Origin of the sequence: Sphingobacterium sp. Ag1 (assembly GCF_000988325.1) — a bacterium.
Taxonomy (GTDB): Bacteria; Bacteroidota; Bacteroidia; order Sphingobacteriales; family Sphingobacteriaceae; genus Sphingobacterium.
In genome coordinates, this window is the sequence record NZ_LBGU01000039.1 from 1 (window position 1) to 22,310 (window position 22,310).

Here is a 22,310-nt window from a genome sequence, read left to right on the forward strand (position 1 = left end):
CCTTTTTTATTTTGTAAGATTGTCAACTTAGAATTCGGTATCTTCGACCTCTACTGCAGTCTCGATTACTTTTCTCGCCAACTCTTCTTTAAATTCGATAATATTCTTGCTGATCGTTTCATCATGTGTACCCAGAATCTGAGCTGCCAATATACCCGCATTCTTCGCTGCATTTAAAGCGACAGTTGCTACAGGAATACCATTGGGCATCTGCAGGATAGAAAGTACCGAGTCCCATCCATCAATGGAATTTGATGATTTTACAGGTACGCCTATTACAGGTAAATGTGTAATAGAAGCGACCATTCCAGGCAAATGCGCCGCACCACCCGCTCCAGCAATAATAACTTTCAAACCACGAAATGCTGCATTTTTGGCATAATCAAACATACGTTGTGGTGTACGATGTGCTGATACGATCGTTACCTCAAATTCCACCCCAAGGGTTTTAAGTACATCTATCGCATCCTGCATGACAGGAAGGTCCGATTTGCTTCCCATGATAATGCCTACCTGGGCCTTATTATTGACTGACATAGTATTGTTTAAGCTTTAACTTTTAATATTTCTTGTACTTTTCTTGCATTGGAGATCGCTTTCTCCCGGTCATCATTGATAATACAAACATGGCCCATCTTGCGGAATGGCTTCGTATATTTCTTTCCATACAAATGAATATATACACCTTCCATTGCCAGCACTTCTTCCACCCCCTCGTATTTGGCCAATCCTTCATAGCCAGGTTCACCTAACAGGTTAATCATAACGGCATTCGTTCTACATCTGGTATCCCCTAACGGTAGGTTGAATATAGCCCTTAAATGCTGTCCAAATTGCGACACATAATTACCCTCTATGGTCTGGTGACCACTATTATGCGGACGCGGAGCCAATTCATTGACCAGAATATCACCATTTTTCGTTAGGAACATCTCTACAGCCAATATACCCACAATCTGCAAATCGTCGGCAATCTTTTTTGCTATAGCCTCTGCGCGTTGTTGGATCTCTACACCGTATAAAGACGGCGCAATCAAAAATTCTACCAAGTTAGCCTGAGGATTAAATTCCATCTCTACCATTGGAAATGTAGACACCTCACCTTTATCATTCCGGGCAACAATGACCGCAATTTCCTTTTCAAAATCTACCCATTCTTCAATTAAGCTAGGTTCTTCGAAGGCATCTTGCAGATCCTGCTGGCTAACAATCTTCTTTACCCCTTTCCCATCGTATCCATCCTTACGCAATTTCTGGATATAGGGTAAGTTTAACGAGGCATTCACTAAATTATCTTTATTGGATATCAATTGAAATGCCGAAGTGGGGATATCATTTTGTTTAAAAAATTGCTTTTGCAGACCTTTATCTTGAATCAGACGAATGATACGTGATTGTGGGTACACGATAACGCCCTCGCCTTCCAGTTTCTCTAAAGCATCTACATTCACCTTCTCAATCTCGATCGTGATCATGTCCAAATCCTTACCGAAATTATAGACCGTTTCAAAATCGCCCAATGAACCACATTCAAATTTATTGCACAACTTGCGACAAGGAGCATTCTTATCCGGGTCCAATACATGAACATTTACATTGTAATTAATGGCTTCCTGGATGAGCATTCTTCCCAGTTGACCACCGCCAAGAATACCCAATTGCAATTCACCATAAAAATCTTTTGCCATAATTGATTTAAAATCTTATAAAATTTATCTTTTAAGCTTTTCCGCTGAACAATTGCTCACCCAACAAGCTTTCTTTGTCTATCTTTTTTTGCAACTCAATAAAAGCACCAATTAATGCCTCGGGACGTGGCGGACAGCCCTGGACATAAACATCCACAGGGATCACTCGATCTACCCCTTTGACCACATGATAACCATGCTGCCAATATGGACCGCCACAGTTGGAGCAAGAGCCCATCGAGATAACATATTTAGGATCGGGCATCTGTTCATATAGTTTCTTGATACGATCGGCCATCTTAAAAGTAACCGTTCCAGCAATAATGATCACGTCGGATTGCCGTGGAGAAGGCCTTGGGAATACGCCCATCCGGTCTAAATCATACGTTGAAGCCATTGCCCCCATCATTTCAATGGCACAGCAAGCAATACCAAAGCTCATGGGCCACATCGAAGATAACCTTGCCCAATTCAGCAAATCATCTAATTTGGCAACAATAACACCATTATTCTGCAATTGACTATCTAAACTCATGCTTACTCAGGTTTTTTAAATCGAGGTTTAAAGGCTGGTTTCGGCGTCGACACCTGTTCATTTGTCGTCGTTTTGTGCGCGACAGCATCCTCTACGATCTGTGCATAATCACGCACCTGATAAGTCCTGCTATTCAGGCTTGCATAGGCACTATCTGGGATAGCTACAGGAACTTTAGGTAAGGACACATTCGGTTTAACCCATTCCAAATCGCCCTTTTTCCAGACAAAAACCAATCCTAAAATTAAAATGCCAATGAACATAGCCATTTCAATCATGGTAAACCACCCCCATCTTCCATCTGCCGCAATATATTCGGACTGTCCAAATACAGTGGCCCATGGAAAAATAAAAATAAGTTCTACATCAAAAAGTAAAAATACAAGGGCAATAACATAGAACCGTGGATTAAACTGAACCCAAGAAGAACCAATGGGATCCTCTCCACATTCGTAAGTACCAGATTTGATGGGATTATTCTTTTTCGGAGAGATTAAACGTGCTAGAAAAATGGTCGCACAGACTAACAGCGCCCCTATCAGCAGAATGATAAGGATTTTGCCGTATTCCGATAATTGCGCGGGGTCATCCATAATAATTACAAATTTAACAAATATTTCGTTTACTCGGGTGAGGAACTTGAAATTACGAATTATTTCTTTAAAAACAGTTCGAATTTTAAGGCACTAATGCGCCGTATCCGGTCTGCAAGCAGTCCCCAATTCATCTGGTGCAGCACTTAGCAGCAACCGAAAATAATCGAAAGAGCAATGCCATGTTCAAAACTTTCATGACTTTGCAGACACCAACAGCAATGAAAGCGGACTGAAGGTTCTTTCTGGCCAATAAGATCAGACATTTTCAGAAAAAAAAGAGGGCATCGTATAAAACGATGCCCTTCTTATGATGTAACTATTCTCCAAAAATTACATTTTTCCTGGCATTTTGGGCATATTACGCATCAATTTAGCCGCCATCGCTGGATTAGACATCTGCTTCATGACTTTACGCATATCACCAAATTGTTTCAATAACTTATTCACTTCATTAATATCAGTACCTGATCCCTTGGCAATACGTAAACGACGTTTTTGATCAATGACATCTGGGTTTTCGCGTTCAAAAGGTGTCATGGAATCGATAATCGCTTCAATGGGTTTGAAAGCATTGTCATCGACTTCAATATCTTTCATTGCTTTACCAACGCCAGGGATCATTCCCATGAGGTCTTTCATATTACCCATTTTCTTGATTTGTTGAATCTGGGATTTAAAATCGTTGAAATCGAATTTATTCTTACGGATTTTCTTTTGGAGCTCTGCGGCTTGCTTCTCGTCAAACTGTTGTTGTGCACGTTCCACTAAGGATACCACGTCACCCATACCCAAAATACGAGAGGCCATACGATCAGGGTGGAATACATCCAATGCATCCATCTTTTCACCTGTACCAATAAACTTGATAGGCTTATTAACGACAGATTTAATCGATAAAGCTGCACCACCGCGTGTATCACCATCCAACTTAGTCAATACTACACCTGTAAAGTCCAGACGGTCGTTGAACGTCTTAGCTGTATTCACGGCATCTTGACCAGTCATTGAATCCACAACAAATAGGATTTCGTCTGGCTTTGTCGCCTCTTTAACTGCTGTGATCTCCACCATTAAAGGCTCATCGATGGCCAAACGACCGGCTGTATCAATGATTACGACATTATTTCCATTGCGTTTTGCTTCTTCCACACCAGCTTTGGCAATCGCAATAGGATCGTTAGATTCACGATTCACATACACTGGTACGCCCACTTGTTCGGCAAGCACTTCCAATTGATCGATCGCTGCAGGGCGGTAAACGTCACCAGCCACCAACAATGGTTTTTTATTCTTTTTATCTTTAAGGTACAAGGCCAACTTACCGGAGAAAGTTGTTTTACCAGCACCATTCAAACCCGCAATTAAAATGACTGTTGGATTTTTTCCAGTCTCAAGCTCCGTAACAGATCCGCCCATCAAAGCTGTCAACTCATCGTTCATGATCTTCGTCAACAATTGGCCCGGGGAAATACTTGTCAGTACATTTTCGCCTAAAGCTTTTTGTTTAACATCGTCGGTAAAAGTTTTGGCAGTTTTATAATTCACATCGGCATCCAACAACGCTTTGCGAATTTCTTTCATCGTTTCTGCAACGTTGATCTCGGTAATACTACCCTGTCCTTTTAATACTTTAAAGGCCCTATCTAACTTATCTTGAAGATTTGAAAACATAAAATCTGAATCTTATTCTATATAAACAGCAAAGTTAAAAAAATTGTCTATAGTAACCTCATTAACACCCCATAAAAAATGCGACTATAAAAAATAATCGCATTTTTGTAGGATAAAGTTACAATATCTGTATTTAATCACTTCTACGGCCACCGAATAAAATAGACGCATAATACAAAAGTGTTACCAACGCACTTAACGCCGCTACGACATAAGTCATCGCTGCCCATTTCAAAGCATCTTTCGCACCGTCATGTTCTTCGCCATTATAGGTTACACCGGCATGGTTTAACCATTCCAGAGCGCGGTTCGACGCATCAAACTCTACGGGCAAAGTGATAAAAGAGAACAGGGTCGTAATAGCCAAAGCCCCCACTCCAACAGCTAAAAGCCATGGGTTACCACCTTTGGAAAAAGCAAATAGCATAACACCCAGCATCAATACCCATGATGTCATTTTAGAGGCCACATTTACCATCGGAACCATTGCCGAACGGAATCCCAACCATTTATAGGCTTTGGCGTGCTGTACAGCATGACCACATTCGTGCGCCGCTACTGCTGCAGCTGCAACACTGCGGCCACTGTAAACTTCGGGACTTAAATTTACGGTCTTATCTGACGGATTATAGTGATCTCCCAAGCGATCTGGAATAGACACTACCTTTACATCATATATACCGTTATCATTTAACATTTTTTGCGCAATCTCAGCTCCGGACATCCCATTGCTCAAAGGCATTTCGGAGTATTTCTTAAATTTGTTTTTGAATCTTGTTTGGACAATTAGGCTTACCACCATTATTCCAATAAATAAAATCAAGTACATAGCTATTCAATCGTTTTATAGTTATTATATGACTATCAAACCTTATTCCAATCGTCGAAAAAAGGTATATGCATGAATTCTAAGATAAAAAAAGTCTTTGACCTGACAAAAAGAACAGGTTCTTCTGATCTCCACATGACATAATTGCCAGATCATTTGGGCAGATAACTCCATTTTCAGCTTCGTACAGTGAAACACCTGCGCTATTTAACAAGAATCCAAGATGTAGTCTCATCGGTGAGTATTGGAGATGCGTTTTATTTCAAGTTCGATCAGGGAGCTTATTATTGAAGCAAATGGCTTTTGAAAACACGATGCTCAACGGATTATAGCCTTGCTATACTATTAAGATAAAAGATGAGAAACTAAGATAAAAGACGAGAAACTACAAAAGCGTCGAGACTTCATATGGCTCCAATTAGGAATGCAAATAAAAAGGGGCATTAAAAAATGCCCCCTTTATTATAAATAGCCCATTTGCAGGGTAAGATCAGTACCTTCAATCATTTTACGTAAATTGCTCAATGCGTAGCGCATCCTCCCTAAAGCAGTATTGATACTTACTTCGGTTATCTCAGCAATATCTTTAAAACTCATATCACAAAAGTGACGCATAATAAGCACTTCTTTTTGATCGTCCGGAAGCTTTTGGATCATTTTTTTAAGGTCGACATCAACCTGCTGTTTGAGCATTTTTGACTCTGCGCTTTCATCACTAAATTCGAGCACCTCAAAAATATCAAACCCGTCGGCATTCACAATATTTGGAGCACGTTTTGCTTTTCTAAAAAAGTCAACAATCATATTGTGCGCTATACGTATAGCCCAAGGTAAAAATTTACCTTCTTCATTATATTTACCGGATTTTAAGGTGTTGATGATTTTTATGAAAGTCTCCTGGAAAATATCTTCAGCAAGATATTCATCTTTTACTTTCATATATATGGAAGTATATATTTTCGATTTATATCGATTCAACAATGCCTCTAGACCGGACTCTTGGCCGCCGACATACATTTGGATCAACTCTTGATCGCTTTTACTTTTTAAAAGTCTCATACGTCACTTACTTTTTTAGCAGTTCGCAAATAAATTATCAGTTCTGTGTTAAAATGTAAATGTTTGCCGTATAAACTATCCTTTCTTATTGTAAAACAATCAATTAATCTAAAACCAAATTACCGTAAAATAAATGAGTAATCAAATTATTACAATTTATTTTAAGATTTTTTAACATTTAAAAATAAGTTATCTACCTCATAATTCCAAAATAAAGGTTCTTCGAACACAGTACGCCCCATCAGACAAGATGGAATAACAACCTCGAACAGCTCCAAAATAACAAGTTTTAAAGTTATTACTTCATACGGACTTTATAGGGAGCTAATAGGGACCTTATAGGGACCTCATTCGGATGAATACCTATAAAATCCGTTTAAAGTCCGTATAAGATTGTTGTTAATATAGTCTAAAAAGTTAAGTTGATACAAGACTGTAACGAAACTATTCTTTCTAAAATGGCAGTAGAAAAAAAGACGGGATAAAAAAAGCGGAACCACCGCATCGGTAATTCCGCTTTTTCTATTCCTATGGAAAAAGTCTTATTTATACAATGGGAACTCAGCCATCATTGCTTTTACTTTACCATGGATCAAATCCAGTTGCGCATCATTTGATGCATTTTTCAATGCCTCATCGATCAATTCACCGATTTGAATAATTTCATTCTCTTTAATACCACGTGTAGTGATTGCAGCAGTACCAAAACGTACACCTGAAGTCACAAAAGGAGAACGTGTATCGAAAGGAACCATATTTTTATTTGTTGTGATACCCGCTTTACCCAATACAGCTTCGGCTTCTTTACCAGAAATATCTTTATTGCGTAGATCCACCAACATCAAGTGATTGTCTGTACCACCAGAGATGATCTTATAATCTCTTTCTACAAAGAATTGCGCCAATGCAGCTGCATTTTTCTTTACCTGAACGATATATTCCATATACTCATCGGATAAAGCCTCGCCATAAGCAATCGCTTTCGCAGCGATTGTATGTTCTAAAGGACCACCTTGTGTACCTGGGAATACAGCTAAATCCAATAATTGTGTGATTGTACGGATTTCACCTTTAGGTGTTTTGATACCCCATGGATTTTCAAAATCTTTACCGACCATAATCATACCACCACGAGGGCCACGAAGCGTTTTATGCGTCGTTGTCGTAACAATATGGCAATGTGGAAGTGGATCATTCAATAAACCACGCGCGATTAAACCCGCAGGGTGAGAAATATCAGCCATCACGATAGCACCAATTTCATCAGCAACTTTACGAATACGTGCGTAATCCCAATCACGAGAATAAGCCGAAGCACCACAGATGATCATCTTTGGTTTTTCACGAAGCGCTGTTTCTTCCAATTGCTCATAGTCAATTAAACCAGTATCTTCTTTTACACCATAAAATAATGGTTGATAGATCTTACCCGATAAGTTCGCTGGTGAACCGTGTGTCAAGTGACCACCGTGAGATAAATCAAGACCTAAAATTTTGTCGCCAGGTTTGATTGTCGCCAAAAAAACAGCCGCATTTGCTTGAGCACCAGAGTGAGGCTGAACATTTACCCATTCTGCGCCAAATAATTGTTTTGCACGGTCAATTGCGATGGTTTCAATCTCATCCACAACTTCACAACCTCCATAGTAACGTTTTCCTGGGAGGCCTTCTGCATATTTATTTGTCAACACTGAACCAGCAGCTTCCATCACTTGTTTTGAAACAAAGTTCTCTGAAGCAATTAATTCAATACCTTCTTCTTGGCGTTTAAGCTCATCAGCTATTAAATTAAAAATGGCTTGATCTCTTTCCATTGTTTTTAAATGTTGTAAAGTAAATTTTGTAGTTTATTTTAATGCCTCAAAGATAGCATATTCCATAAAGAATATCGACAAAAAGCCATATTTTATTAAATGTTCTTAGAAAAACAGCCTTATTAATGCGAATTACCTAATTAGGTCGGGATCATTTTATGGTACTATCGGACAAAATAAGCGGACAAAGAATTGAATGTTTCGAAAATGTCAAAAAATCCAGGTCAAGCAATTTGCCGTTAAAAAAATGTATTTTTGTATTGGATTGGCTAAAACACTATTACAATGAGTACAGAACATACAGCAGTTGCTCCTGTTTCTTTAACAGAAGGGGCAATCAAGGAACTAAATAAATTAAAGGATCAACAAGAAATCTCTGATGATTTTGGTTTACGTGTCGGTGTTGAAGGCGGCGGTTGTTCCGGTATGAGTTATATCTTGGGCTTTGACCAGAAAAAGGACGGCGATAACGAATACGAAATTCAAGGAATCCGCATCTTTATGAACAAAGCACATGGCCTATATCTTGCCGGAATGGAAATCGACTTCAAATCGGGACTCGATGCAAGGGGCTTCACATTTAATAACCCCAATGCAACAAGTACCTGCGGATGTGGAAGCAGTTTTTCAGCATAACTGAATTTCAGTACAAATGAAATAAGAAAGGGACTGCCATAGGTAGTCCCTTTGTCGTAGTAGACACCACACTCATTTTTTGTTGGTTGATCGAGGAGAGATTTCAAAAAGTTCAACCTCGATTTAATGAGATTAGCACAACAAAGCCCTCTTTCATTTTCCATCATAAATCACTAAATTAGCGACCTTTATAAAAGAAGCATACAACAGTCTGATGTACAAAGAATATAAGCAGTTAAATTTACCCGAGATAGGTAAAGAGATTTTGACCCGTTGGGAACAGGAAAAAATATTCGAAAAAAGTATCAATAATCGTCCTGAAAGCAAGACCTATACATTTTTTGAAGGTCCGCCTTCTGCAAATGGCATGCCCGGGATTCACCACGTGATGGCACGTACGATTAAGGATATTTTCTGTCGTTACAAGACTTTGAAAGGTTACCAAGTGAAAAGAAAAGGTGGTTGGGATACCCATGGCCTGCCCATTGAACTTGCTGTCGAAAAAGCTCTTGGAATCACAAAAGAGGATATCGGCAAAAAGATTACCGTAGAACAATATAATGACGCTTGTCGCAAGGAGGTAATGAAATATACCGATGTATGGAATGACCTAACCACCAAAATGGGGTATTGGGTTGACCTTGAACATCCTTATATTACTTACAAGAATGAATACATCGAAACCTTATGGTATTTATTGAAAGAACTTTACAAAAAAGGTCTTTTGTACAAGGGTTATACGATACAGCCTTACTCTCCGGCAGCAGGTACGGGATTGAGTTCACATGAACTTAACCAGCCCGGCACCTATAAAGATGTGAAAGATACCACCATCGTTGCAGAATTTAGACTGATCAAAAGTCAGCTTCATCCAGCTATAGAAAAATTAGTTGACGACGATGCGGAGGATGTTGCATTCATTGCCTGGACCACCACACCATGGACTTTACCATCCAACACAGCTCTGGTTGTAGGCAAGAAAATAAATTATGTGAAGATCCGAACGTTCAATAAATATACCGGTGCGCCTGTATCCGTCGTATTAGCGAAAGATCTGATCAGCAAACATTTTAAAGCAGAAGGCGAAAATGCATCCTTCCAAGACTATAAATTGGGCGACAAAGTAATTCCTTGGGAGCTTGCAGCAGAATTTGTGGGCGAAGAGCTTGTTGGCTTGCGTTATGAGCAATTGTTGCCTTATATCACCAGCGAGGATTTACAAGAAAGTGCTTTCCGCGTTATTCCAGGCGACTTTGTTACGACCGAGGATGGTACGGGTATCGTCCATGCAGCCCCTACGTATGGTGCGGATGACTTTCGTGTCGCAAAAGAACATGGTGTACCGGGCATCTTGGTAAAAGATGAAAACGGAAAAGAGGTTCCTACTGTGGACCGTACTGGACGTTTTGTAAGTGAAATCACCGATTTTGCCGGAAGATTTGTCAAAGAGGAATATTACAGTGCAGAGGAACGTTCAAAAGAAGATTTCAAACCCACAGACGTGTTGATCTCTATCAAACTAAAAGAGGACAACAAAGCTTTTGATGTCAAAAAATATGAGCACACCTATCCACATTGTTGGCGTACAGACAAACCTGTTCTTTACTATCCGCTAGACAGCTGGTTTATCCGCACCACAGCAGTGAAAGAAGATTTGGTTGCCTTAAATAAAACCATCAACTGGAAACCTGAAGCAACCGGTACTGGACGCTTTGGAAACTGGTTGGAAAACCTGGTAGACTGGAACCTTTCGCGTTCACGTTATTGGGGAACTCCACTTCCTATCTGGCGCTCAGAAGACGAAAATGAAGAGGTTTGTATCGGTTCCTTACCTGAATTAAAGTCTTTATTGGAAGCTTCTTTGACCTCCGACATTCTGTCTGAGGATGAAAAAGCGAAAAATAAAGCTTACTTGGATAAATTCGATACCGAACAATTGGACCTTCACCGTCCCTATGTAGACGATATCGTCTTGGTTTCTGATGCCGGACAAAAGTTATTCCGCGAACCGGACTTGATCGACGTTTGGTTTGATTCGGGTGCCATGCCGTATGCGCAATGGGGACTGGATCACGAAAAATTAGCCAAAGGGGAACAATTTCCTTTTAAAGCTGGATTCGATCATGCATACCCGGCAGACTTTATCGCTGAAGGGGTTGATCAAACACGGGGCTGGTTTTTCACCTTACATGCGATTTCTACGATGATGTACAAATCGGTTTCCTTCAAAAACGTCGTTTCCAATGGCCTGGTATTGGATAAAAATGGAAATAAGATGTCCAAACGCCTCGGCAACGGTGTTGATCCATTCTCAACGATCGATCAATACAGTGCCGATGCAACACGCTGGTACATGATCAGCAATGCTGCCCCATGGGACAATCTTAAATTTAATATGGAAGGGTTAGATGAAGTCCGTCGTAAATTCTTTGGTACTTTATATAATACCTACGCTTTTTTTGCATTGTATGCCAATATCGATAAGTTCTCCTATGCAGAATCCGATATTGCGTTGGAGAAACGTCCTGAAATTGATCGTTGGATTATCTCCTTGTTAAATTCGTTGACCAAGGAAGTAGACGAATACTTGGCGGATTACGAGCCTACAAAAGCAGCGCGTGCTATTCAAAACTTTGTTGATGAACATCTCAGCAACTGGTATGTCCGTCTTTGCCGTCGTCGCTTCTGGAAAGGAGATTATACAGAAGACAAAATTTCGGCCTATCAGACACTTTATACATGTCTTGATACGATTGCGAAATTGATGTCGCCAATATCACCTTTCTTCTCGGACAGGTTATTCCTGGATTTGAATGCAGCAACGAATAAGGAACAAGTTGAATCTGTTCACTTAGCGAATTTCCCGGTTTACAATGAAAGTCTAGTCGACAAAGATCTGGAAGAACGTATGGCGTTAGCGCAAGACATCTCGTCTTTGACACTTTCTTTGCGTAAGAAAACCTCCATCAACGTACGTCAACCATTAAACAAAATTTTGGTTCCGGTACTGGATAGTGTCTTCCAGGAAAAGGTAGAAAAAGTAAAAGATCTGATACTTTCTGAGACTAATATCAAAGATATCGAGTTTATTACGGACACCACCGGTATCATTAAGAAAAAAATAAAACCAAATTTTAAAGCTCTTGGCGCGAAAGTTGGTAAGGATATGAAGTTAGTTTCTTCGTCTATCCAATCGTTGACTATAGATCAAATAAGTTCATTGGAATCAACAGGCGAATTGGTCCTAGCAGGCACACCATATACGATTCTATTGAGCGATGTAGAAATTATAGCAGAAGACGTCGAGGGATGGCAGGTAGCGAACCTAGGTAAATTGACCGTAGCATTAGATGTACATATCACCGAAGAATTGAAAAAAGAAGGTTTGTCAAGAGAATTGATCAACCGCCTACAAAATCTAAGGAAGGATAAAGGATTAGAAGTAACTGATAGAATTAACGTAAAGTTAACAGCTGCTTCAGAAGTGGTCAATGCTGCCAACGAAAATTTATCGTATATTTGCACCGAAATTCTGGCCGATTCATTGGTATTTGAAGATTCACTAACTGAAGGAGAGACCATCGAAATCGATGGCAAAGAACTTAAGGCATTAATCCAAAAAAATTAAATTATGGCAAACAACAACGAGAAAACACGCTATAGCGATTCAGAATTACAAGAATTCAAAGATATTATCTTGGACAAGCTTAGAATAGCAAAAGAAGAGCTTTCCTCGTTGACCGCAACGCTAAATAACAGTAATGCAAATGGTACCGACGATACTGCTGGAACGTACAAGACATTGGAAGACGGTTCAGCTACTTTGGAAAAAGAGCAAACAAATCAATTGGCCGCTCGTCAAAAGAAATTTATCGACAACCTAGAAGCAGCGTTGGTGCGCATCGAGAACAAAACGTATGGTATCTGTAGAGAAACAGGGAAACTGATTCAAAAAGAACGTTTGAAAGCTGTTCCACATACAACGTTGAGCATCGAAGCGAAAAACAAACAATATTAATTTTAGGCATTAAATATATGGTCTTTGTTTAGGCAAAGACCATTTTTATAACACAATGAAGGGTTATACGAAACCGATCGCGCTTATTGTCGCGATACTTTTAATAGACCAATTGTCGAAGATCTGGGTTAAGTTATCCATGACAATCGGACAAAGCCACCATGTATTGGGCAAATTTTTCCAGATTCATTTTATTGAAAACAATGGAATGGCCTATGGGATGGAATTTGGCGGTGATTATGGAAAATTATTTTTGACGGTATTTCGTATTTTAGCCGTAGCGGGTATTGGATACGGCCTGCATTACATGATCAAAAATAAGTATAACCGGGGTTTCATCTTAAATGTTGCTTTAATTCTTGCCGGTGCGCTAGGAAATATCATCGATTCTGCTTTTTACGGTGTCATCTTTAGTGAAAGCACCTGGTATGATAAAGCGAGTTTGTTTCCAGCAGGTGGTGGTTATTCTTCCTTCCTACATGGAAAAGTAGTCGATATGCTTTATTTCCCATTGATTCAAGGTAACTTGCCTTCTTGGGTGCCCTTTTGGGGCGGTGAAGAGTTTCTCTTTTTCCGACCTGTATTCAACATTGCAGATTCGGCGATTTCTGTAGGGGTGGTTTTAATCCTGTTATTTCAAAAACGGTATTTCAAAACCGAAAAAGAAGAAAAATCCAGCATACACAGCGAAATCGTTGAAGATTAACGAAATATTCCTTAAAAGCCTTGTTAATCGCAAGGCTTTTATTTTTTTTACATATAACCCAATACAACTTCTAAACTCTACTATTCGCATGAAAAACATTAGTCTACTTCTGACACTTTGCTGCCTACTAGGAATCCAAATAGCACGGGCGCAGCAGATCGAAGTTTCCAACTTAAAGAAACATATTTATTACCTCGCTGACGACAAAATGCAAGGACGAGGAACGGGCAGTAAGGAAGTCTTTAAAGCTGCAGATTATATTGAAAAGGAATTCAAAAAATACAAACTTGAACCTAAAGGTGAAAAAGGCTACCGCCAATCCTTCAAAGCCAAAGTCTGGAAAGTAAAAGTTGCAGACAGCATTCGCAATGCAGATAATATCATTGGATTTCTTGACAATGGCGCCGACTTAACAGTTGTTATAGGCGCACATTACGATCACCTGGGAACAGGTCGTCAAGGAAGCTCAAAGGATTCCCTAGGGGTAGGCAAAATCCATAACGGAGCCGACGATAATGCCTCTGGTACCGCTGGTTTATTGGAGCTCGCACGTTACTTTAGTAGCAACAAGGAAAAAGAACCCTACAACCTATTATTTATCGCTTTCGGGGCAGAAGAATTGGGATTAGTAGGTTCAAAATATTTTACGGAACACCCTACGCTCCCATTGGAGAAAATCACAGCCATGCTGAATATGGATATGATTGGCCGTTATAATCCCAGCAATGGCCTTGCTGTAATCGGCTATGGAACAAGTAGTCAATGGCCGGCTATATTCAAAGATGTTCAAGCACCTATAAAATTTAATCTTAGTAAGGATGGTAATGGCGGATCTGACCAAACTTCATTCTACAAAAAGAATATACCGGTGTTGTTTTTCCATACTGGTGGACACCCAGACTACCATATGCCGACCGATGATGCCGATAAAATTGATTACAATGCTTTAAAATCCATTTTAGATCTAGAAAAAACAGTGGTTGAAAATATCATGAAACAATCCAGTAAAATGGACTTTATATGGACCAACTAAAACAAAAAAAGCGGATTTGTCTTTAACAGCAAGTGATAATCTAGCTTTTTATGTGCTCAGATGCTATAACAGAGATTAGTCAACTAGTTTTTAGACATACACGAATAAACTAAACAGCGCACTTAAGTCCCTGCAAACGAGTCTTTATAAACGGGTGCTTGGATATCATTTAATTATTATTGATGAAAAAAATACTAGTGACAGGATCCAATGGATTCCTCGGCCAAAAAGTCGTTGATTTACTTGCTAAAAATGACCACTATGATGTTGTTGCCATTTCAAAGGGTCCAAATCGCAACCCAAATCAAGTGAATTATACTTTCTTTCAAGTAGATCTATCGGATCGGGAAAAACTGACAGACTTTCTAGCTGCACAAACTTTTGATGCAATTGTACATACAGCAGCCATGACAAGTGTGGAAGCTTGTGAAGCAAATCAAGCCGCATGTCAATCGCTTAACGTCGATCTTGTGGCCTATCTTGCCTCCTATTGTACTACACATCAGACTCAACTGGTCCACTTATCTACGGACTTTGTATTTGATGGCAAAAAAAATACGCCTTATGATGAAACAGATCTCCCCAATCCACAAAGTGAATATGGGAAAAGTAAATATGCTTCCGAACAAGTGCTTGCACAATCGGGCTGTCATTATGCTATCCTTCGCACAATATTAGTCTATGGGATCAATGCTGACCCCAATCGTTCGAATCTCGTATTATGGGCCAAAAGTAAGTTGTCACAAAATGAACCTATAAAAGTAGTCAATGACCAATGGAGAATGCCTACCTTTGTTGATGATTTAGCTTATGCTTGCCAACTCGCTATTGACCGAGAAGCACAGGGAATATTTCATATTTCAGGAGCAGAGCTCATGTCGATCAATGAGGCTGTCTACACAATTGCAGACTTCTGGCAACTAGACAAAGGATTGATTTCGGAGATCAGCGCTGCCAGCATTGGACAGGCAGAAAACAGGCCACGGCAGACAGGCTTTGATCTGACTAGATCTAACGCTGAATTGGGTTATGTGCCGACGTCATTTACGGATGCTTTGGCAATCATAGATCATCAATTCAAAACGTTTGGACGATAATGACAAATAATGATATGATAGAGAAATTTGCGCGAGAGTCATACACAGAGATGAACGAATTGGTATTACCCAACGATACCAATACATTTGGAAATTTGATGGGTGGCCGTTTATTGTATTGGATGGATATCTGTTCGGCTATTGCTGCTCAAAAACACTGTAGCAATGTCGTCGTCACAGTATCTGTTGATAATGTATCTTTTAAGCGCTCCATTAAACTGGGTGAGGTCGTCACGATACAAGCTCAAGTAACACGTGCGTTTAATAGTTCTTTGGAAGTACGCATGGAAATTTTCGCATCTAATTTACCGGAAGGCACCCGTGTAAAAACCAACGAAGCGTATTATACCTTTGTTGCTGTTGATGCGGATAACAACCCCAAAGCTGTGCCGGTATTAATTCCTGAAACAGACATAGAACACAAAGCTTACGAAGATGCATTACAACGAAGAGAGCTGCGCCTTATTCTCGCGGGGAAATTAAAACCTGAAAATGCAAAAAAATTAAAAGCGCTGGTCAGTCTTTTTAGCCAAAAGAATTAATACCTAATTTTTATGGCTTACATACCGTGCAAATAATAAAAAAGGGAAAACAGCTTGTTTTCCCTTTTTTATTATATCCCCATACACTGGGTTTATTTATTTGCGGTAGCTTACTCGTTACCGAGCGCTAAAATCCGATCAAACTCCTCCGGCTTCAACGGCATCACAGACAGACGCCCCTGTCTGACCAAAGCGATATCCTGCAACTGCGCATCAGCCTTAATGGTTTCCAACGTAACGGATTTCTTCATCGTCTCTACAGGTGCCAGATCCACAACGACCCAACGCTCGTCATCTGTTGTCGGATCCTGATAAAATTCCCTGACGACTTTGGCCACGCCGACAACTTCTTTTCCTTCATTGCTATGGTAGAACAGGACCAAATCACCTTCTTTCATGGCTTTGATATTATTCCTAGCTTGGTAATTACGAACACCATCCCAAAATGTACGGCCATCTTTATTAAATTGTTCCCAGCTATATTTAAATGGTTCAGATTTTACTAAGAAGTATTGCATGGTCAAATTTCTGTTAAGCGTTTAAAACTATTGTTGTGGCATTAAAACTTCCATTTTATCTGCAAAATGCGCACAGTAATCACGCAAGTCGCCAATAACCTTTTCTGCCATTGGATCACCGCCTGAAGAACGGATAAAGGAGTCGCCCAATGTTTGAAGTGTTTCATAGAAAAAACGTTTCATCTCATCGTAAGGCATATCTTTAGTCCAAAGATCGATACGCATTGAATTTTTATAATGTGAATCCCATAGGGCTAAAAACATGGCTTTTGCAGGTAATTCCTCTGCATTATTTCCATCTGTAGACGACCACATGATATTTTCAGGCACGTTGTTTTCATCTAACGCTACCTGTAATTTTATTTCAGCTTTTTTCATTTTAATATTATTGAGCTATTTATATTGAGCTATGTTTTTGAAATAGAGACTATATTTGTCATCGATTCACAATCTTACTCGTCTTTATTTTTAATTTTTTCTCTTACCCAAAGGTTACTTTGACAATTAAACTGGTGACACAAACGACTACCAAAAATGCCAATTGTAATAACCACATTTTTTTATTTGGCTTTACAAAGACCCTAAATACAATATCAATGACGGTCAATATCAACAACAATAGGATAAATGCGCCCCAAGTAAATAAGGCCTTTTCATCATTGGGGTTTTCCATAACAAACCAGGCAACAAGGCATGCACTGGCGATATTTAGTGGTGTAAAGCGCACAATAAATTAACGTTTTTTAAAATTGCGATTTGTTCCCCCCGATTTTCCACCTGCAGACTTACTTTTACTTTTTGCTTTTGGTTTAAATCCAGAAGCTCGTTGTGCCTCGCGCACTTCTTTCTGTTTGATAACGTATTTTTTCTCGTGAAAAGCACCTTGGAAATCAGGATCATCTTTTCGCTTTTGATTATCAATCTCGCGAGCAATATCCTGTTTTTCATGAAAGGGTGTTTTCTCGATAAAGACATCCTCTGGGAGTGCGTGCACGGGGATACTTTGTTTGATCAATTTTTCGATTTTGCGAACATAATATTTCTCGGCTTCATTACAGAACGTGATGGCGTCCCCTTCATTGAACGCACGCCCTGTACGTCCAATACGATGTACGTAATCTTCAATAACAATAGGTACTTCAAAGTTGATCACATGGCTTACATTAGAAACATCAAGTCCTCGCGCCGCCACATCCGTTGCGACCAAAATCCGGATATTTCCTTCCTTAAATGCATTAATAGAGTTGATGCGTGTGTTCTGGCCTTTATTGGCATGAATAACACGAACCTCATCTTTACCATATTTACGTTCCAAAAAGTGGAAAACATTATCTGCTACCTGCTTTGTTTTACAGAAAACAATCAATCGGCTAAACGCTTCATCATCTTTTAGGAGATGTTGAAGTAAATTCAATTTTGTCTTTTGGTTGGGAACGATATAGAGCGCCTGGCTTACCGTCTTCGCTGGTGTAGCTTGTTCGGACACTTCAATAACCGTCGGAAATGCTAAGAAATCGCCTGCAATTTTGCGGACAAGCTCACTCATTGTTGCTGAGAACAGTAAGTTCTGCCGTTTGCGTGGGACAATTTCAAGCACGCGATGGATCTTACTGATAAAACCCATATCCATCATCTTATCGGCCTCATCTAAGACCAAAAATTTAAGTGACTTAACGCCAATATGCCCTTCCAGGTACAAGTCCAAAAATCGACCTGGCGTTGCAACGATAATATCCACTCCTTTTTCGAGTGCTTCTATTTGAGTTTTTGGCCCTAATCCACCATAAAGTACCACTGAACGCAAATCAAGATAAGTAGAAAACAGTTTAATATTTTCTTCGATTTGCATGGCCAATTCCCTCGTTGGTGTCAAAATCAACGCACGCGCATCATTTCCCTGAGCATACTTTAGCTTCATCAGCATGGGTAAAACGAATGCCGCCGTTTTCCCAGTTCCAGTCTGAGCGATGCCCATCACATCCTGCCCGGCCAATATTGGCGTAATTGCCTTTTCCTGGATCTCTGTCGGTTGTTGATACCCCGCCTCCGCTATCGCATTTAAGATCTGTTTATTGAATTTAAAATTTTCAAATGATTGCTGCATCTTGCAAAGATAAGGAAAAGAGTCCATTTGACTTTCCTTGACAACCAATACGGTACACATTTACTTTCAATTGACATAAAAATTGGTAAAAAGCATATTATAAAGTCTAATATTTTGGTTTTTAAGAGAATTAAAGCATTTTTGTACTGTATAAACAAACTTTTTATCAGGTTGATATGAAAAAATTATGGATGTGTTTGTTGTTCATCACAACAAGCTTTGCTGCATTTGCCGATGAGGGAATGTGGTTTTTAATGTATCTAAAGCGTCTGAATGAGTCAGATATGCAGAAAAAAGGACTTCGCTTAAGTGCCGAAGAAATCTACAGCATTAACCACTCGAGCTTAAAGGATGCAATCGTACAATTCAATGGTGGCTGTACCGCTGAGATCGTTTCTGATCAAGGATTGGTATTCACCAACCATCACTGTGGATATGGTGCTATTGCAGAACTTTCTACACCAGAAAATGATCATTTAACAAATGGTTTCTGGGCCAAATCCAAAAATGAAGAATTAAAGCCTAAATCGCTATCGGTTCGCTTCTTTGTGCGTATGGATGATGTTTCAAAACGAATCTTAGGTTTGGTCAACAACAAAATGTCTGAAGATGAACGTAAAAAGATCATTGCTGCTGAGACTGCTAAAATCCAAAAGGAAAATAGCGAAAATGGCAAGTATGTGGTTGAAGTAAAATCGTTCTACCAAGGCAATGAGTACTATTATTTTGTATACCAAGATTACAATGACGTTCGGTTGGTGGGCACGCCTCCAAATAGCATCGGTAAATTTGGTGGTGATACTGATAACTGGGAATGGCCCCGTCATACCGGAGATTTCTCGATTTTCCGCGTATATGCTGATAAAAATGGGAATCCTGCAGAGTATGCACAAGATAATGTTCCTTTGAAACCAAAACATTTCCTACCTGTCAGCTTAAAAGGTGTTCAAGAAGGAGATTTTGCAATGATCTTAGGATATCCAGGTCGCACCAATCGTTGGATGCCTTCTGGTGGCATCAACCAAAATGTTAAATTCGCTTATCCAGCTTGGGTAGAAGCTTCTAAAACAGGTATGGATGCCATGAAAAAATTCATGGACCAAGACCAGGCAGTCAAATTGAACTACGCTTCGAAATACTCTCAAGTAGCGAATTACTGGAAAAACCGTCAAGGAATGATTGACGCTTTGACATTACATAAAACGGCGGAAGCGAAAGCAAAAGACGAAGCTAAATTTGACAAATGGGCAAATAAAGCTGCTAACAAAGCAGAGTACGGTGATGTCATCAAAACAATCAACGAATTTTATGCTTCGACAAACGAGAAAGCTAGACATGACAATTATTTAATGGGCATGCTGCGTTCTAGCGCAATGGCAGCTTTACCGTATACAATCGGATCCGGTTTAGAAGTTTATGCTGCTGGAGATGAAGCAAGAAGAAATGCAATTCTTCCCCGTTTAAAATCGGCCATCGACGCAGGTTATGAAAAAATGTACATGCCGCTTGAAGAGCAGGTATTGATTGACGAATTGAATCTTTACGCTAAAAAAGCAGGAAATATTGCACCATATATTGCAGAATTGGCGGCTAAAAATAATGGTGACTTTACGGCGTATGTCAAAGAATCTGTGAAGAACAGCATCTTCGCTTCAGCAGAACGTTTGAACAATTATCTAGCTACCCCTAACGCTGAAATCTTGGCCAATGATCCATTGTATAAACTTTCTTCGGCCCTACTTAACAGATACCGTCAAGTAGATCCTAGCTGGAAAGCACAAGACGACAAATTTGAAGGTGCTTATCGCAAATATGTTGCTGGTGTATTGGCTTCTAATCCAAAAGGTAAATTCTATCCGGATGCAAACAGTACTTTACGTTTAACTTACGGCTCGATCAAAGGCTTACCACAAGACCCGCGTAACGATGCTGACAAGAACTTTTACACGACGTTAAAAGGTACTATTGCAAAATACAAAAAGGGCGACGAGGAGTTTGATTTGCCACAGCGTTTGATGGATCTGTACAATAATAAGGACTATGGTCGCTATGCGGACAAAAAAGGACATTTACCAGTAAACTTCCTAAGTGACAATGACATAACAGGTGGAAACTCAGGTTCACCAGTGATAAATGGCAACGGGGAATTAATTGGCCTAGCTTTTGATGGTAACATTGAAGCAATGGCTGGCGATGTGATCTTCGACCATAAGCTACAGCGTACAATTTCAGTTGATATCCGTTATGTATTATTTATCATTGATAAATTTGCAGGAGCAACCAACATTATTGACGAACTTAAGATTGTTGAATAGTTTTTTTTAAGCTTTTTCGATAAAAAAAAACGAAATTTATTTTCTATTTGATTCGTTTTTGTATATTTAAGGAGTGTTTAGGAAAAACCATAAAAACTAAAATTATAATTATAAAAAAATGGAAAACTACGTAAAATTAAAAGAGTTAGTAGCTTCTATCGAAGCTGATGCAGACAAGTTCTTCAACAATGGTAATTCTGCAGCTGGTACACGTGTACGTAAAGGATTACAAGAGATCAAAACCTTAGCACAAGAAATTCGTAACGAAGTTACTGCTAAGAAAAACGACGGAAAATAGTCTTTTCGAAGTTAAACATAAAAAAGGCCTTTCAAATGAAAGGCCTTTTTTCTTGGCTTTTATAGGAACGTACAGGCCATCACCAAATTGTAAATCTTAATACCCAGATAATCACCAAATGAGGCCTTTAGTTTATCATATACCTGCTGCCTGGTCAATGGTTTATCTTTCTTTTTTAACAAAGTGGCCGACGAGGGATTCACAGCTCCTAATTCCACCTTCGTCGCAAACATGTTGTAATGCAGTTCAGGGACAGCCAACCCAAGGATCATTCCCGGTAGCCCATTAAAGGCTGAAGGACCTCCTGAAACAGGGATTTGATCCGTATAAAAAGCCACGGCATAGATGGAATCCAGGACAAGTCCATTGGCCCTGCGGCAGGGATAACCTGCAATTTCACGGTATTCATTCGTAATTTTCCACTTGATCTTTAATGTCGAATCAGTCACGACGACCCGTTCCCCACCTAATTCAAAAACGGAATGAAATACTTTACTTTTTAGATTCTGATAGCCACTTATACCCGACTCAAAAATTCCAGAACGCATCAAGCCACTAACAACCTCCGAATACTCTTCAGCGACATGCTCATAGAGCACCTCCTCGTTGGAAAATGTCAGTTTCTTTTTCAGCACCTGATTTTCGGGGACCTGACCGATCATTTCTTTGATGGAGTTACGCGTATCCTCATCTTTTGCATAAGTGGCATAGCGCTTGAGCAGGTTTTTAAGAAACACGGTCTTATCGTAGGTAACTGTGCCTTGCGTAGGAAAATAAGCATATTGCCCAAATGCTGTCGCTGCCCAGAAAAACGCAAACAATAGGACCAGTAAATTTTTAGTATCTTTCAT

22 protein-coding genes are annotated in these 22,310 nt (G+C 39.6%); 9 read left to right on the plus strand and 13 right to left on the minus strand.

From position 1 onward, the window contains the following. Positions 1-27: 27 nt before the first annotated feature. The 8 genes from purE to glyA form a co-directional block, all read right to left on the minus strand. The gene (purE, locus tag AAW12_RS12800) at positions 28-537 is read right to left on the minus strand and encodes a 5-(carboxyamino)imidazole ribonucleotide mutase (protein WP_046674039.1); all 510 of its coding nucleotides are present in this window, start codon (positions 535-537) and stop codon (positions 28-30) included. 8 nt (positions 538-545) lie between these two features. Continuing rightward, the gene (locus tag AAW12_RS12805; protein ID WP_046674040.1) at positions 546-1,688 is read right to left on the minus strand and encodes a 5-(carboxyamino)imidazole ribonucleotide synthase; all 1,143 of its coding nucleotides are present in this window, start codon (positions 1,686-1,688) and stop codon (positions 546-548) included. Positions 1,689-1,719: 31 nt separating this feature from the next. Then, complete coding sequence (locus AAW12_RS12810) at positions 1,720-2,223, minus strand: NADH-quinone oxidoreductase subunit B (RefSeq protein ID WP_046674041.1); 504 nt, start codon at positions 2,221-2,223, stop codon at positions 1,720-1,722. 2 nt (positions 2,224-2,225) lie between these two features. Further along, positions 2,226-2,816 (minus strand): NADH-quinone oxidoreductase subunit A, encoded by a 591-nt coding sequence (locus tag AAW12_RS12815; RefSeq protein ID WP_046674042.1) that lies wholly within the window; start codon positions 2,814-2,816, stop codon positions 2,226-2,228. Positions 2,817-3,149: 333 nt separating this feature from the next. Then, on the minus strand, positions 3,150-4,490 hold the full coding sequence (ffh, locus tag AAW12_RS12820) for a signal recognition particle protein (protein ID WP_046674043.1): 1,341 nt from the start codon (positions 4,488-4,490) through the stop codon (positions 3,150-3,152). Between the two features lie 133 nt (positions 4,491-4,623). Further along, positions 4,624-5,319: a zinc metallopeptidase gene (locus AAW12_RS12825; RefSeq protein WP_046674044.1), complete on the minus strand. Its 696-nt coding sequence runs from the start codon at positions 5,317-5,319 to the stop codon at positions 4,624-4,626. A gap of 462 nt (positions 5,320-5,781) precedes the next feature. Further along, on the minus strand, positions 5,782-6,378 hold the full coding sequence (locus AAW12_RS12830; protein WP_046674045.1) for an RNA polymerase sigma factor: 597 nt from the start codon (positions 6,376-6,378) through the stop codon (positions 5,782-5,784). Between the two features lie 542 nt (positions 6,379-6,920). Further along, the gene (gene glyA, locus AAW12_RS12835; protein ID WP_046674046.1) at positions 6,921-8,192 is read right to left on the minus strand and encodes a serine hydroxymethyltransferase; all 1,272 of its coding nucleotides are present in this window, start codon (positions 8,190-8,192) and stop codon (positions 6,921-6,923) included. A 285-nt stretch (positions 8,193-8,477) separates the two neighbouring features. Here glyA and AAW12_RS12840 point away from each other — a divergent pair, with 285 nt between their 5' ends. The 7 genes from AAW12_RS12840 (at position 8,478) to AAW12_RS12870 (ending at position 16,224) form a co-directional block, all read left to right on the plus strand. Beyond that, on the plus strand, positions 8,478-8,828 hold the full coding sequence (locus AAW12_RS12840) for a HesB/IscA family protein (RefSeq protein WP_046674047.1): 351 nt from the start codon (positions 8,478-8,480) through the stop codon (positions 8,826-8,828). A 214-nt stretch (positions 8,829-9,042) separates the two neighbouring features. After that, positions 9,043-12,456, plus strand: coding sequence for an isoleucine--tRNA ligase (gene ileS / locus AAW12_RS12845; RefSeq protein WP_156167637.1), 3,414 nt, complete (start codon positions 9,043-9,045; stop codon positions 12,454-12,456). A 3-nt stretch (positions 12,457-12,459) separates the two neighbouring features. Further along, positions 12,460-12,846 carry a TraR/DksA family transcriptional regulator gene (locus AAW12_RS12850; protein ID WP_046674049.1) on the plus strand — a complete coding sequence of 129 codons (387 nt, stop codon included), beginning with the start codon at positions 12,460-12,462 and terminating at the stop codon, positions 12,844-12,846. 55 nt (positions 12,847-12,901) lie between these two features. Next, positions 12,902-13,552 carry a lipoprotein signal peptidase gene (locus AAW12_RS12855; protein WP_046674050.1) on the plus strand — a complete coding sequence of 217 codons (651 nt, stop codon included), beginning with the start codon at positions 12,902-12,904 and terminating at the stop codon, positions 13,550-13,552. An 88-nt stretch (positions 13,553-13,640) separates the two neighbouring features. Continuing rightward, positions 13,641-14,585: a M20/M25/M40 family metallo-hydrolase gene (locus tag AAW12_RS12860; protein ID WP_046674051.1), complete on the plus strand. Its 945-nt coding sequence runs from the start codon at positions 13,641-13,643 to the stop codon at positions 14,583-14,585. Positions 14,586-14,767: 182 nt separating this feature from the next. After that, positions 14,768-15,682, plus strand: coding sequence for an SDR family oxidoreductase (locus AAW12_RS12865; RefSeq protein WP_046674052.1), 915 nt, complete (start codon positions 14,768-14,770; stop codon positions 15,680-15,682). Between the two features lie 14 nt (positions 15,683-15,696). After that, positions 15,697-16,224, plus strand: a complete 528-nt coding sequence (locus tag AAW12_RS12870; RefSeq protein ID WP_046674180.1) for an acyl-CoA thioesterase — start codon at positions 15,697-15,699, stop codon at positions 16,222-16,224. 110 nt (positions 16,225-16,334) lie between these two features. Here the strand turns inward: AAW12_RS12870 and AAW12_RS12875 are convergent, their stop codons facing one another. The 4 genes from AAW12_RS12875 to AAW12_RS12890 all read right to left on the minus strand — a co-directional run bounded on the left by AAW12_RS12875 (position 16,335) and on the right by AAW12_RS12890 (position 18,846). After that, the gene (locus AAW12_RS12875; RefSeq protein WP_046674053.1) at positions 16,335-16,742 is read right to left on the minus strand and encodes an EVE domain-containing protein; all 408 of its coding nucleotides are present in this window, start codon (positions 16,740-16,742) and stop codon (positions 16,335-16,337) included. Positions 16,743-16,769: 27 nt separating this feature from the next. Beyond that, positions 16,770-17,120, minus strand: coding sequence for a gliding motility protein GldC (gene gldC / locus AAW12_RS12880; protein ID WP_046674054.1), 351 nt, complete (start codon positions 17,118-17,120; stop codon positions 16,770-16,772). A 103-nt stretch (positions 17,121-17,223) separates the two neighbouring features. Next, positions 17,224-17,469 carry a hypothetical protein gene (locus AAW12_RS12885; RefSeq protein WP_075991115.1) on the minus strand — a complete coding sequence of 82 codons (246 nt, stop codon included), beginning with the start codon at positions 17,467-17,469 and terminating at the stop codon, positions 17,224-17,226. 6 nt (positions 17,470-17,475) lie between these two features. Further along, positions 17,476-18,846: a DEAD/DEAH box helicase gene (locus tag AAW12_RS12890; RefSeq protein ID WP_046674181.1), complete on the minus strand. Its 1,371-nt coding sequence runs from the start codon at positions 18,844-18,846 to the stop codon at positions 17,476-17,478. Between the two features lie 176 nt (positions 18,847-19,022). On the opposite strand from AAW12_RS12890, the gene AAW12_RS12895 reads away from it, so the two are divergent. After that, positions 19,023-21,161: a S46 family peptidase gene (locus AAW12_RS12895; protein ID WP_046674056.1), complete on the plus strand. Its 2,139-nt coding sequence runs from the start codon at positions 19,023-19,025 to the stop codon at positions 21,159-21,161. 118 nt (positions 21,162-21,279) lie between these two features. Then, positions 21,280-21,459: a hypothetical protein gene (locus AAW12_RS12900; protein ID WP_046674057.1), complete on the plus strand. Its 180-nt coding sequence runs from the start codon at positions 21,280-21,282 to the stop codon at positions 21,457-21,459. Between the two features lie 59 nt (positions 21,460-21,518). Here AAW12_RS12900 and AAW12_RS12905 read toward each other — a convergent pair whose 3' ends face one another. Further along, on the minus strand, positions 21,519-22,310 hold the full coding sequence (locus tag AAW12_RS12905) for a GLPGLI family protein (protein ID WP_053003670.1): 792 nt from the start codon (positions 22,308-22,310) through the stop codon (positions 21,519-21,521).